This window comes from Blastococcus sp. OS1-29 (assembly GCF_057628075.1).
Genome location: NZ_JBXXJK010000007.1, coordinates 223739 through 236991 on the forward strand (window position 1 = coordinate 223739; position 13253 = coordinate 236991).

Annotated in this window: 12 protein-coding genes; 6 read left to right on the plus strand and 6 right to left on the minus strand. The window is 72.4% G+C overall.

What is annotated here, in order from left to right; genetic code table 11:
- Nucleotides 1-83 precede the first annotated feature (83 nt).
- The 6 genes from gap (at nt 84) to AC2H4J_RS18955 (ending at nt 5813) form a co-directional block, all read left to right on the plus strand.
- Nucleotides 84-1088 carry a type I glyceraldehyde-3-phosphate dehydrogenase gene (gene gap / locus AC2H4J_RS18930; RefSeq protein WP_487466445.1) on the plus strand — a complete coding sequence of 335 codons (1005 nt, stop codon included), beginning with the start codon at nt 84-86 and terminating at the stop codon, nt 1086-1088.
- The gene (locus AC2H4J_RS18935) at nt 1088-2281 is read left to right on the plus strand and encodes a phosphoglycerate kinase (RefSeq protein ID WP_487466446.1); all 1194 of its coding nucleotides are present in this window, start codon (nt 1088-1090) and stop codon (nt 2279-2281) included. The genes gap and AC2H4J_RS18935 overlap by 1 nt, the downstream gene beginning before the upstream one ends.
- Before the next feature lie 14 nt (nt 2282-2295).
- Nucleotides 2296-3120, plus strand: a complete 825-nt coding sequence (tpiA, locus tag AC2H4J_RS18940) for a triose-phosphate isomerase (protein WP_487466447.1) — start codon at nt 2296-2298, stop codon at nt 3118-3120.
- A 45-nt stretch (nt 3121-3165) separates the two neighbouring features.
- On the plus strand, nt 3166-4950 hold the full coding sequence (locus tag AC2H4J_RS18945) for an ABC transporter substrate-binding protein (RefSeq protein WP_487466448.1): 1785 nt from the start codon (nt 3166-3168) through the stop codon (nt 4948-4950).
- Nucleotides 4951-5098: 148 nt separating this feature from the next.
- Entirely contained in the window at nt 5099-5335 is a 237-nt protein-coding gene (secG, locus tag AC2H4J_RS18950) for a preprotein translocase subunit SecG (RefSeq protein ID WP_487466449.1), read from the plus strand.
- A 136-nt stretch (nt 5336-5471) separates the two neighbouring features.
- Nucleotides 5472-5813: an RNA polymerase-binding protein RbpA gene (locus AC2H4J_RS18955; protein ID WP_487466450.1), complete on the plus strand. Its 342-nt coding sequence runs from the start codon at nt 5472-5474 to the stop codon at nt 5811-5813.
- Between the two features lie 4 nt (nt 5814-5817).
- Here the strand turns inward: AC2H4J_RS18955 and AC2H4J_RS18960 are convergent, their stop codons facing one another.
- The 6 genes from AC2H4J_RS18960 to tkt all read right to left on the minus strand — a co-directional run bounded on the left by AC2H4J_RS18960 (nt 5818) and on the right by tkt (nt 13059).
- Entirely contained in the window at nt 5818-5955 is a 138-nt protein-coding gene (locus AC2H4J_RS18960) for a hypothetical protein (RefSeq protein ID WP_487466451.1), read from the minus strand.
- A gap of 402 nt (nt 5956-6357) precedes the next feature.
- A complete protein-coding gene (gene pgl / locus AC2H4J_RS18965) occupies nt 6358-7119 on the minus strand; it encodes a 6-phosphogluconolactonase (RefSeq protein ID WP_487466452.1) in 762 nt (253 codons plus the stop codon).
- Nucleotides 7116-8165, minus strand: coding sequence for a glucose-6-phosphate dehydrogenase assembly protein OpcA (locus AC2H4J_RS18970; protein ID WP_487466453.1), 1050 nt, complete (start codon nt 8163-8165; stop codon nt 7116-7118). Before AC2H4J_RS18970 ends, pgl begins: the two co-directional genes overlap by 4 nt.
- Nucleotides 8162-9679, minus strand: coding sequence for a glucose-6-phosphate dehydrogenase (zwf, locus tag AC2H4J_RS18975; protein ID WP_487466454.1), 1518 nt, complete (start codon nt 9677-9679; stop codon nt 8162-8164). The genes AC2H4J_RS18970 and zwf overlap by 4 nt, the downstream gene beginning before the upstream one ends.
- Before the next feature lie 30 nt (nt 9680-9709).
- Entirely contained in the window at nt 9710-10810 is a 1101-nt protein-coding gene (gene tal, locus AC2H4J_RS18980; protein ID WP_487466455.1) for a transaldolase, read from the minus strand.
- A gap of 26 nt (nt 10811-10836) precedes the next feature.
- Entirely contained in the window at nt 10837-13059 is a 2223-nt protein-coding gene (gene tkt / locus AC2H4J_RS18985) for a transketolase (protein WP_487466456.1), read from the minus strand.
- Between the last annotated feature and the right edge of the window lie 194 nt (nt 13060-13253).

Here is a 13253-nt window from a genome sequence, read left to right on the forward strand (position 1 = left end):
GCCGACCGATAGGCTTCCCGGGAGCGAGGCCGCGCGATGTGCGGCCGCCGAGCGACAGCTCCATCGGTCTATGGGAGGCAGCAGTGACGGTCCGAGTTGGCATCAACGGGTTCGGCCGCATCGGCCGGAACTTCTGGCGGGCCGCCGCGGCGAGCGGCCAGGACATCGAGATCGTGGCGGTCAACGACCTGACCAGCCCCGAGGTGCTCGCCCACCTGCTGAAGTACGACAGCATTCTCGGCAAGCTGTCCGAGGACGTCGCGGCCGACGGCGAGGGCATCAAGATCGCGGGCAACACGATGAAGGTGCTGTCCGAGCGCGACCCGGCCAACCTGCCGTGGGGCGACCTCGGGGTCGACGTCGTCGTCGAGTCGACCGGTTTCTTCACCAAGGCAGCCGACGCCCGCAAGCACGTCGACGCCGGTGGCGCGAAGAAGGTCATCATCTCCGCGCCCGCCACGGACGACGACATCACGATCGTCATGGGCGTCAACGACAACCTCTACGACGGCTCGCAGACGATCATCAGCAACGCGTCCTGCACCACGAACTGCCTGGCCCCGCTGGCGAAGGTCCTCAACGACGCGTTCGGCATCGAGCGCGGCCTGATGACCACCATCCACGCCTACACCGCCGACCAGAACCTGCAGGACGGCCCGCACAAGGACCTCCGCCGCGCCCGTGCCGCCGCGCTGAACATGGTGCCGACGTCCACCGGTGCCGCGAAGGCGATCGGCCTCGTGCTGCCGGAGCTCAAGGGCAAGCTGGACGGCTACGCCATCCGCGTGCCGGTCCCGACCGGCTCGGCCACCGACCTCACCGTCCAGCTGGGCAAGGAGGCGTCGGCCGACGAGATCGACGCCGCCTACCGCGAGGCCGCGGCGGGCCCGCTCGGCAAGTACCTCACGTACACGAGCGACCCGATCGTCTCCTCCGACATCGTCACCGACCCGTCGTCCTGCATCTACGACGCGAAGCTGACCAAGGTCTTCGGCCCGATGGCGAAGGTGCTCGGCTGGTACGACAACGAGTGGGGCTACTCCAACCGCCTCGTCGACCTCACCACCCTGGTCGGCAAGTCGCTCTGATGCGTTCGGTAGACGACCTCCTCGCCGAGGGCGTCTCGGGTCGGCGCGTGCTCCTGCGCGCCGACCTGAACGTCCCGCTGGACAAGCAGACCGGCCAGATAACGGACGACGGCCGGATCCGCGCCAGCCTCCCCACCCTGCAGGCTCTCCGGGACGCCGGCGCGCGCGTGATCGTCGCCGCCCACCTCGGGCGGCCGAAGGGCACGCCCGACCCGCAGTTCTCCCTCGCCCCGGTCGCGGCCCGGCTCGGCGAGCTGCTGGGCGGCGCGGTGCCGCTGGCGGCCGACGTCGCCGGTGACGACGCCCGTGCGAAGGCGGCGGCGCTGGCCGACGGCGACGTCCTGCTGCTGGAGAACGTGCGCTTCGAGGCCGCCGAGACGTCGAAGGACGACGCGGCCCGCGGCGAGCTGGCCGACCGGTTCGCCGCCCTGGCCGACGCCTACGTCGACGACGCCTTCGGCGCCGTGCACCGCAAGCACGCCTCGGTGTTCGACGTGGCCGAGCGGCTGCCGCACTACGCCGGCCGCCTGGTGGCCCGCGAGCTCGACGTGCTGACCCGCCTGACCACCGACCCGGAGCGGCCGTACGTGGTCGTCCTGGGCGGTTCGAAGGTCAGCGACAAGCTGGCCGTCATCGAGGCGCTGCTGCCCAAGGTCGACCGGCTGCTCATCGGCGGCGGCATGTGCTTCACGTTCCTGGTCGCACAGGGGCACGGCGTGGGCAAGTCGCTGCTCGAGACCGACCAGGTCGACACCTGCCGCCGGCTGCTCGCCGAGGCGGGGGAGAAGATCGTGCTGCCGGTCGACGTGGTCTGCGCGCCGGAGTTCAGCGCGGAGGCACCCACGACCGTCGTCCCGGTGGACGCGATCCCGGAGGACCAGTTGGGCCTCGACGTCGGCCCCCGCACCGTCGAGCTGTTCGGCGCCGAGCTGGGCGGCGCCCGCACGGTGTTCTGGAACGGGCCGATGGGCGTGTTCGAGCTGGCGCCGTTCCAGGCCGGTACACGTGGCGTGGCCGCGTCGGTCGGCGCTGTCGACGGGCTGTCGGTGGTCGGCGGCGGGGACTCCGCTGCCGCGGTCCGGCAGCTCGGCCTCGACGAGGCCGCGTACGGCCACATCAGCACCGGCGGCGGTGCGTCGCTGGAGTACCTCGAGGGCCGGGAGCTGCCGGGCCTCGCGGTGCTCGCCGACTGAGCAGGGGAGCGGACATGGCTCTCAAGGACCGGACGCCGGGCAGGCATGAGGGACGGCGTCCGCTCATCGCCGGCAACTGGAAGATGAACATGACGCACCTGGATGCGATCGGCCTGGTGCAGAAGCTCGCGTTCACCATCCCGGAGCGGATCCTCGACGAGGTCGAGGTGGTCGTGCTGCCGCCGTTCACCGCACTGCGCAGCGTCCAGACGCTGGTGACCGGCGACAAGCTCGAGGTCGGCTACGGCGCGCAGGACGTCTCGGTCCACGACTCCGGCGCCTACACCGGCGAGGTCAGCGGCGCGATGCTGTCCGCCCTGGCGTGCCAGTACGTCACCGTCGGGCACTCCGAGCGGCGGGCGATGCACGCCGAGGACGACGCGGTGGTGGCGGCCAAGGCGCACGCGGCGCTGAAGCACGGCATCGTGCCGATCGTCTGCGTGGGCGAGGGGCTGGAGATCCGGCAGGCCGGCGCTCACGTCGAGCACTGCACCGGCCAGCTCGACGCCTCCCTCGACGGGCTGACCGCCGAACAGCTGACGGGCGGCGCGGGCGGCGTGGTCATCGCCTACGAGCCGGTGTGGGCCATCGGCACCGGCGAGGTCGCCACCCCCGAGGACGCGCAGGAGGTGTGCGGCGCACTCCGGGCGCGGCTCGCCGAGCGGTTCGGCCCGGAGACGGGCTCGGGCGTCCGTATCCTGTACGGAGGGTCGGTGAAGGCCGCGAACACGGCCGGGATCCTGGCCGGGCCGGACATCGACGGTGCCCTCGTCGGCGGCGCCAGCCTGGACGCCGACGAGTTCGCGCAGATCTGTCAGAACGCCGCCGGCGGCAGCTGAGCCCCGCTCCCGCCGCCGGCCGACACGGGTGGGGGCGGCAGCAGCTTGGAGAACGGCACGCTGGAACGGCTCGCCGAGCGGCTCCCCGCCTGGGCGCGCGGCTGGTCCCGGCGGCGCATCCTGGCGCTGGCCGGCGTCGTGGTCCTGGTCGTCGTCGTCGCGGTCAGCTGCGGCGGCGGCGCCGGGGGCACGAGCGACGTCCCGGTCGTCGAGGGGAGCGCCGACGCCGGGCTGACGGGTGTCCGGGCGCCGTCCGACCACACCGGCGGCACCCTGCGGATCGTCTCGGCGGAGATCGACAGCCTCGACCCGCAGCGCTCCTACCTGCCCGGCGTGTGGAACCTGATGCGGCTCTACGCCCGCACCCTGGTCACCTACAGCGCCGAGCCCGGCCACACCGACGAGCTGGTGCCCGACCTCGCCACCAACCTCGGCAAGGCCTCGGACGACGGACTGAGCTGGACGTTCACCCTCCGCCAGGGCGTGAAGTTCGAGAACGGCCGGCCGATCACGTCGCGCGACGTGAAGTACGGCATCGAGCGGTCCTTCGCCTCCGACGTCATCGTCGGCGGCCCCACCTACGTGGTGGATCTCCTGGACGACCCCAAGGACCAGTACGCGGGTCCCTACCAGGACGAGGCGGCGGACAAGCTGGGCCTGCCCTCCATCGAGACCCCGGACGACCAGACGATCGTCTTCAAGCTGCGCACGCCGCAGCCGGACCTGCCGTTCGTCATGGCCCTGCCGTCCAGCAGTCCGGTGCCGATCGAGGCCGACACCGGCGCGAACTACGGCGCCGACCCCATGTCCTCGGGGCCGTACGCCGTCACCTCCGTCGACGCGGGCACCGGCATCCTGCTCGACCGCAACCCCCAGTGGGACCCCGCCACCGACGACGTCCGGACGGCGCTGCCCGACAAGGTGATCGTGCGCACCGGGCTCAGCGGCGTGGAGCGCGACCAGGCGCTGCTTGCCGGCTCGGCCGACCTCGACATCACCGGCACCGGCGTGCAGGCGGTGACCACCAGGCGGCTCACCGAGAGCGCGGACAACCCGGTGCGGCAGCGCGTGGACGACGTCACCACCGGGGCGCTGCGGCTGCTGGCCCTGCCGACGGACGTCGCCCCGATGGACAACGCCGACTGCCGCGCGGCGGTCGCGGCCGCCATCGACCGCCGTGCCGTGCAGCAGGCCCTCGGCGGGCCGGTGAACGTCGTCCGCCGCTCGGAGCTGTGGCCCCGCGATCTGCCGGGCGGACCGAAGGACAGCGACCCCCGTGCCGACGCCGACTCGGCCCGTGCCCACCTGAAGGCCTGCGGGCACGCCGACGGCTTCTCGACGGTGCTCGCGGTGGCCGACACGTCGAGCGGCGTCGTCGCGGCCGAGGAGATCGCCCGGGAGCTCGGCGAGGTCGGCATCACGGTGGACGTCAAGCCGCTGCCCGCCGGCACGTTCTACGCGACGGACGTCGGCAGCCCGAACAACGTCACCGCCAACGGCTACGGCATCGTGCAGGCCACCTGGACGGCGGACTTCCCGACGCCGGCGTCGTTCCTGGGGCCTCTGGTCGACGGGCGCAGCATCCGCAACGTCGGCAACACCAACTACGCCCGGCTCAACGACCCGGCGGTGAACGCGCTGATCGACCAGGCCCGCGCCTCCGGCGGCGCGGCCGGCTGGCGGAAGGTCGCCGAGAGCGTGGACAAGTCGGCGGTCTACGTGCCGCTGGGAGAGACCCGCATCCAATTGCTCGCCGGTCAGCGGCTGCGCAACGGGGTGGTGGTGCTGCCGTACAGCGGTTACGACGTCGCCACCGCCGGGGTGCGCTGACAGCCGCGGGAGCATCGCAGCGAGCGCCGGAGAGCGAGGAGCGGACCGTGGCGCGGAAGCGCACTGACGGAACGGTCCGGCGAGCGTCGGCTAGGCTCGGAGCGAACAGCCCGGGGTGTGCCGCCGGCCGCCGAGTGCAGGAGAAGTGATGATCGAGCTCGTCCTCAACGTGGTGCTGGTGCTCACCAGCGCCATCCTCATCGTGCTGATCCTCCTGCACCGGGGCAAGGGCGGCGGTCTGTCCTCGATGTTCGGCGGCGCGGTGTCCTCGTCGCTGGCCGGCTCCTCGGTCGTCGAGAAGAACCTGAACCGGCTGACCGTCTTCTGCGCCATCGTCTGGGCCGTCTGCATCGTCGGCCTGGGCATCCTGCTCAAGGCCGGCTGACGCGCCACCGCCGGACCCGCTCGACGCGGCACTGATTCGAGCGAAAATCGTGACCGGAGATCGTCTCCCCAGGCCATAGACTGCGCGCGGTGTGGCATGCGCCGCACGACCTGGACGCATCGATCAGGGGGCGCTCGTGGCTGGTGGCAACGCGATTCGGGGCACCCGGGTCGGAGCAGGTCCGATGGGTGAGGCCGAGCGCGGTGAGGCCGCGCCGCGCAACCGGATCCCCTTCTGGTGCGCGAACCGGCACGAGACCCGGGTGGCGTTCGCCAGCGACGCCGACGTCCCCGAGCACTGGGACTGTCCGCGCTGCGGCCTCCCGGCCGGTCAGGACGAGCAGAACCCGCCCCCGGCGCCGCGCACCGAGCCGTACAAGACGCACCTGGCCTACGTGCGGGAGCGCCGCAGCGACGCCGACGGCGACGCGCTGCTCGAAGAGGCGCTCACCCGGCTGCACCAGCGCCGCGGCGCCTGACCCGTCAGCCCCGGCGCGGGGCGGGGATCGGGTTCACCACCTGCCATGACGCGGTCCGATGGTCCCAGTACTCCGCGCGGGGCCGCGGACGGAAGGACCCCGCGACCGTCGTGGTGCGCTGCTGGGTCTGGATGCTCCCCATGGCAGCGCACTGTCCACCGTTCCGCGCCGAACCTCGACGGTGGCCTGACGAAGACGGACCAGCGGACGGCGTCCGCGCGGCGAGCCGTGACTCTGCGTGCCGGCAGTCAGTCCGTCGGGCGATCGGGCCGCGGGAGTGCCAGGAGGCGCTGGCCACGTCCCAGTACTCCGAACGGGGGCGCGCACCGCGGTTGGCGCGCCAGGGCTCGGGCCACGGGAACTCGCGGGCCGGCTCGACGGCAGCGGGTGCGGGCGCGTTCTCGGCGGGGGAGTCGTCCGCGGGCGTGCGCGGCTGAGGGATCGTCGTCGTGCGGATGTCCTGGGCGGTCATCGGAGGGCTCCTGCCTGGATCGGGTCTCCTGCGACACCCGGGAGAGAGCCGGTCACCGCCCGTGGATACCGGTCAGCGCGACAGATCGGCGGCCGCGGCCTCGTCCAGCAGCCAGCGGGTCGCCCGGGTGCCGTGCACGCCGGCCGCGGGGACGTCGACCGGGTCGGCTCCGGACAGCGCCGCCGCCACCGCGGCGGCCTTGGCCTCGCCGCTGACCAGCAGCCACACCTCGTCGGCGGCGTTGATCGCGGCGAACCCGAGGCTGACCCGGGTGGGCGGCGGCTTCGGGCAGTCGCGGACGGCGACCACCGTGCCCTCGTCCCGCACGGCCCGGGAGTCGGGGAAGATCGAGGCGACGTGTCCTTCCGGACCCATCCCGAGGAGGAGCAGTTCCAGCCGCGGGACGGACTGCCCATCGGGCGCGGCCGCCGCGAGCTCCGCGGCGTACCAGGCCGCCGCGTCCTCCGGCTCGGCGAAGTCGCCGTCCGACGGCGGCATCGCGTGGATGTGGTGCTCAGGCACCCCGACGCGGTCGAGCAACGCCGCGCGGGCCTGCTTCTCGTTCCGCTCGGCGTCCGCCGCGGGCACGAACCGCTCGTCGCCCCACCAGACGTGCACGTGCTCCCAGTCGACGGTCTCGCGCACCGGCTCGGCGGCGAGGGCCGCGACCTGCTCGAGGACCGCGATCCCCACCCCGCCGCCGGTCAGGACGATCGCGGCCGAGCCGTGCAGCGCCTGCGCGGCGGCGAGCCGCGCGACCACGGCCTCGGCCGCCGCCCGGGCCAGATGGTCGGCGTCCGGGAGGACGACGACGTCCGGGGCGGGCCGGCTCACGACTCGGACTGCGCGGCCGCCGTGCGCTTCCTGGGCCGCGCGCCGTTGCCGTTGCCCTCGGCCGGGTCGAACCAGACGTGTTCGCGGGTCGACGGCCGCTCGGCGAGTCCGGTCACGCCGGTCGCTGCCTCCAGCGCGTCGCTGTAGGGCTCGTCCTGATCGAGCCGGCGCAGCTCCTCGCTGAGCAGCTCGCCCAGCGCCCGCTCCGGCAGGGGCACGGTGACGTCCGGCCGGAGCGGCTGGGTGAGCACGGCGCCGCCCCGGCGGTCGGCGACGATCCGCACCTCTTCCTTCTGGTCGAGGGTGAGGACGACGGACTCCACCCCGCTCTCCCCGGGCTTGCGCTCGCCGCCCTGCACCGCGATGGCCGTGCCGCAGCGGGAGGTGAGCCAGCCGGCGAGCAGCTGCGCCGTCGGGCTCTGCGGATCGCCCTCCACGCGGCCGCCCTTGACGATGACGGGCTCGCCGCGGCGCCCGGACACGGAGTCCAGGCTGGAGGCAAGGATCGCCCGCCAGCCGGTGGTGCGCGTCCACGCGAGGTCGGTGTCGCCCGGGGCGTAGTCGTCGGCGCGGGTCTTCAGCGCCTTCAGCGGGTCCTCGGCGATGGAGCTGTCGGTGATCCGCCGGTCGGCGAACACCGCCAGGGCGTCGGTGGCCATCTTCTCCGGGGGCGCGGCGTCGAACCAGGTGACGACGGGGGCATCCGCGGCCAGGAGGGGCAGCACCACGGACTCGGCGTGCAGGCCGAGGCGCCCGTACATGCGCATGACGACGGCCTCGCCGGGGCCGAGCCGACCGCCGATGACCACCTCGGCGTCCAGCCGGGGGCTGGGTGCCTCGAGCTGCCGCCGCACCACCACGAGCACGCGGCAGGGGTGCATCTCGGCCGCGTGGGTCGCGGCCTCCTCCGCCTCGGCGACGCGGCTCTCGTCGGCGACAACGACCAGGGTGAGCGCCACCCCGGACAGCACGGCCCCGCCGGTGCGCCGCTGGGCGGCCAGTTCCTTGACGACCGCCGTGCCGTTGGTGTCCCAGAGCGTGGTCATGGACGGCGCCACCTTCTTCCTTCGGCCGCGAGCATCTCGTCGGCCGCGCGGGGGCCCCATTCGCCCGCCCGGTAGGGGTGCGGTGTGCTGCCGGCCCAGAACTCCTCGAGCGGGTCGATGACCGCCCAGGAGGCCTCGACCTCGGCGTTGCGGGGGAACAGCGTGGCGTCACCGAGGAGCACGTCGAGCAGCAGCCGCTCGTAGGCCTCGGGGCTGGACTCGGTGAACTGCTCGCCGTACAGGAAGTCCATCGAGACGTCGCGGACCTCCATGACGCTGCCCGGCACCTTCGACCCGAACTTGAGGGTCACGCCCTCGTCGGGCTGCACGCGGACGACGAGCTGGTTGTTGCCGAGCTCCTCGGTGTCGGTCTCGGCGAACGGCAGGTGCGGCGCCCGCTTGAACGACAGCGCGATCTCGGTGACCCGCCGGGGGAGCCGCTTGCCGGTGCGCAGGTAGAACGGCACGCCCGCCCACCGACGGGTCTCCACACCGAAGCGCACGGCGGCGAAGGTCTCGGTGTTCGACTTGGGGTCGACGCCGTCCTCCTGCCGGTAGCCCTGCACCCGCTGCCCCGCCAGCCACCCCTGCTCGTACTGCCCGCGGACGGCGAACGTCTCCAGGTCCTCGGGCAGCGAGACGGCGCGCAGCACCTTGAGCTTCTCGGTGCGGATCTCCTCGGCGGAGAACTCGACCGGCTCCTCCATCGCGGTCAGGGCGAGCAGCTGGAGGAGGTGGTTCTGCAGCACGTCCCGCGCGGCGCCGGTCTTCTCGTAGAAGGCGGCCCGCCCGCCGATGCCGACGTCCTCGGCCATGGTGATCTGCACCGAGTCCACGTGGTGGCCGTTCCAGATCGGCTCGAACAGGGTGTTCGCGAACCGCAGCGCCAGCAGGTTCTGGACCGTCTCCTTGCCCAGGTAGTGGTCGATGCGGAACACGTCGTCGGCGGTGAACACCGAGTCGACCAGCGCGTTGAGCTCGCGGCTCGAGGGCAGGTCCTCACCGAACGGCTTCTCGACGACGACCCGCCGCCACCGGTCCGGCGTGCTCTCGGCCATGCCGGTGCGCTGCATCTGCTTGAGCACGACCGGGAACATCGCCGGCGGGATGGACAGGTAGAACGCCGCGTTGCCGCCGATGCCGTTGCTGCCCTCGAGCTTGTCGAGGGTGGCCGCGAGCTGGTCGAACGCGTTGTCGTCGTCGAACGAGCCCTGGACGAAGGTGATGTCCGCGGCGAGCTGCTCCCAGACCTCCTCCCGCCACGGCGTGCGGGCGTGCTGGCGCGCCGCCTCCCGGGAGAGCTCGGCGAACTCGGTGTCACCCCAGTCGCGGCGGGCGAAGCCGAGCAGCGCGAAGTTGGTGGGCAGCAGGCCGCGGTTGGCCAGGTCGTACACCGCGGGCAGCAGCTTCTTGCGGGCCAGGTCGCCGGTGATGCCGAAGACGACCAGCGCACACGGCTGCGGCACCCGGGGCAGCCGCCGGTCCCGCGGATCGCGCAGCGGGTTGGGGATCATGTCGGTCCTCTGCAGTGGGGCGGCGACCGCTCAGGCCAGCTTCTCGAGCTCGCTGCCCACGGAGGAGGTCAGCTCGTCCCAGGCGTCCACGAACTTCTGCACGCCCTCCTCCTCCAGGACCTTGAAGACGTCGTCCAGGTCGACGCCGGCGTCGGCGACCGACTTCATGACGGCGGTGGCGTCGTCGTAGCTCTTCTGCACCGGCGTGCCGGGGGTGCCGTGCTCGGCGTAGGCCATCATCGTCTTCTCCGGCATGGTGTTGACCGTGCCGGGGGCGATGAGCTCGCTGATGTACATCGTGTCGCTGTACTCGGGGTTCTTGACACCGGTCGAGGCCCACAGCGGCCGCTGCGGCACCGCGCCCTTTGCCTCGAGCGCCTTCCAGCGGTCGGAGGAGAAGACCTCCTCGTACGCCTGGTAGGCCAACTGCGCGTTGGCGATACCGGCCTTGCCCTTGAGCGAGGGGTCGGCCCCGAGCTTGTCCAGTCGCTTGTCGATCTCGGTGTCCACGCGGGACACGAAGAACGAGGCCACCGAGGCCAGCCCGTCGATCGAACCGCCCTTCGCCAGCCGCTTCTCCAGGCCGGACAGGTAGGCGTCCATGACGCCGCGGTAGCGGTCGATGCTGAAGATCAGGGTGACGTTGACGCTGATGCCCTGCGAGATGGTCTCGGCGATCGCCGGCAGGCCCGCCTCGGTGGCCGGGATCTTGATGTAGAGGTTGGGGCGGTCGACCAGCCACCACAGGTGCGCCGCCTCGGCGTTGGTCGCGTCGGTGTCGTGGGCCAGGCCGGGGGCCACCTCGAGCGACACGCGGCCGTCACCGGGCTGCCGGTCGGCGACGGGGCGGAAGAGGTCGCAGGCGTCGCGGACGTCGGCGGCCGTGATGGTGCGCAGCGCCTCCTGGACGTCGACCTTCCGGACGGCCAGGGCGTGGACCTGGTCGTCGTAGGCGTCGGAGCCCCTGATCGCCGCGGCGAAGATCGACGGGTTGGTGGTGGCGCCGACGACCGAGTGCTCGTCGATCAGGGACTGCAGGTTGCCGGTGCGGATGCGGTCACGCGACAGGTCGTCGAGCCAGACGGCGACGCCGGCTCCGGACAGATCGGCCAGATTCTCGTTCTGAGCCATGACTGGTGCCCTTCGTGATGGGGTGGTTAGCGATCGCCGGTGGGGTGGGGGAGACCGCCGGTCGCGGCGACCGGGCCGGCCGGGACGGCGTTGCCGGACGTCGCAGCTTCGATGCTCTCCCGGGCCGCGGCGACGACGGCCTCGTCGGTGAGACCGAACTCCTCATACAGAACGGTGTACGCCGCGCTGGCGCCGTAGTGGGTGAGGCCGACGATTCGCCCGGCGTCGCCGACGAACTCCCGCCAGCCCATGGGGACACCCGCCTCGACGCTGACCCGGGCGCGCACCGTGGGCGGCAGGACCTCGTCCTTGTAGGACTGGTCCTGGTCGGCGAACCACTCGACACACGGCACGCTGACCACGCGGGTCGGCACGCCGTCCGCCTCGAGGCGCTCACGGGCGGCCACGGCGATCTGCACCTCGGAACCGGTGCCGAGCAGGATCACCTCGGGCGCGCCGTTCGACGCTTCGTTGGATGCCGGGGCCAACACGTATGCACCACGTGCCACGCCGTCGGCAGAGTTCATCGTCGAGCGATCGAACACCGGCAGGTTCTGCCGCGAGAGCGCCAGACCGGCCGGGCGGTCGTTGTGCTCGAGGATCGTGCGCCAGGCGACGGCCGTCTCGTTCGCGTCCGCCGGGCGGACGAAGTCGAGACCCGGGATGGCCCGCAGCGCGGCGAAGTGCTCGATCGGCTGGTGGGTCGGGCCGTCCTCGCCGAGGCCGATCGAGTCGTGCGTCCAGACGTAGGTGACCGGCAGCTGCATGAGCGCAGCCAGGCGCACGGCCCCGCGCATGTAGTCGGAGAAGGTGAGGAACGTGCCGCCGTAGACGCGGGTGCCGCCGTGCAGCGCGATGCCGTTCATGATCGCGCCCATGGCGTGCTCGCGGACGCCGAAGTGCAGCGTGCGGCCGTACGGGCCACCGCTCCACATCTTCGTCTGGCGGTTCGCGGGCAGGAACGACGGTTCGCCCTTGACGGCGGTGTTGTTGCTCTCGGCGAGGTCGGCCGAGCCGCCCCAGAGCTCGGGCAGCTCCGGGTAGAGGGCGGCGAGCACCTCGCCGGACGCCTTGCGGGTCGCGACGCCCTTGGGGTCGGCGTCCCAGGTCGGCAGCTTCGCGGCCCAGCCCTCGGGGAGGGTGCGGGTGGTCATGCGCTCCAGGAGGGCGGCGCGGTCGGCGTTGTCCTTCGTCCAGGCGTCGAACCGCTCCTGCCAGGTCGCGTGCTGCTTCTGGCCGCGGGCGACGACCTGGCGGGCGTGCTCGATGACCTCGGGCGCGACGTCGAAGGTCTTCTCCGGGTCGAAGCCAAGGATCTTCTTGGTCGCCTTCACCTCGTCGTCGCCCAGCGCCGAGCCGTGGGCGGCACCGGTGTTCTGCTTGTTCGGCGCCGGCCAGGCGATGATCGTGCGGAGCTGGATGAACGACGGGCGGCCGGTCTCGGCCTTCGCCGCGGCGAGCGCGGCGTCCACGGCGGCGAGGTCCTCGCCGTCCTCCACCCGCTGCACGTGCCAGCCGTACGCCTCGTAGCGCTTGGCGACGTCCTCGGTGAATGCGACGTTGGTGTCGTCCTCGATGGAGATCTTGTTGTCGTCGTAGACGAGGACCAGGTTGCCCAGCTCCTGGGTCCCGGCCAGCGAGGAGGCCTCCCCGCTCACGCCCTCCTCGAGGTCGCCGTCGGAGGCGAAGGCCCAGATGGTGTGGTCGAAGAGGCTCTCGCCCTCCGGGGCGTCGGGGTCGAACAGACCGCGCTCGCGGCGGGCGGCCATCGCCATGCCGACGGCGTTGCCGACGCCCTGGCCGAGCGGGCCGGTGGTCGTCTCGACGCCCGGTGTGTGGTTGACCTCGGGGTGGCCCGGGGTCTTCGAACCCCAGGTGCGCAGCGCTTCGAGGTCCTCGAGCTCCAGGCCGTAGCCGGAGAGGTAGAGCTGGATGTAGAGCGTCAGGCTCGAGTGGCCCATCGACAGCACGAACCGGTCGCGGCCGACCCAGTTCGGGTCGCTCGGGTCGTGCTTCAGCCACTTCTGGAAGAGCAGGTAGGCGGTCGGCGCCATGCTCATCGCCGTCCCCGGGTGGCCGTTGCCCACCTTCTGGACGGCGTCCATGGCGAGCACGCGCACGGTGTCGATCGCGCGGCGGTCGAGCTCGCCGAAGCCGTCGGGGAGGGTGGGGTTCGGCTGGACGGGGCTGCCGGTGGGGGCGTCCGTCGCGGCCTCCGCAGGGGCCTCCGACCCGGTGCTCTGCGTCATGTGGTGCGTGCTCCCTCGGTCGGCCCTGGTTCCGGCGGCTTGAGCTTCTGTGGCGTGCTGTCCCGCGGGCCGGCGCTGGACCGGGACACACCGTCGTCGTCGACGCTGCCCCTACCCGCTCGGCGGCCGGGATCAACGCTTCCAACCCTAGTCACCCGCGCTCATGCCGCGCCGGAGCCCGGCGAGGACCGGGC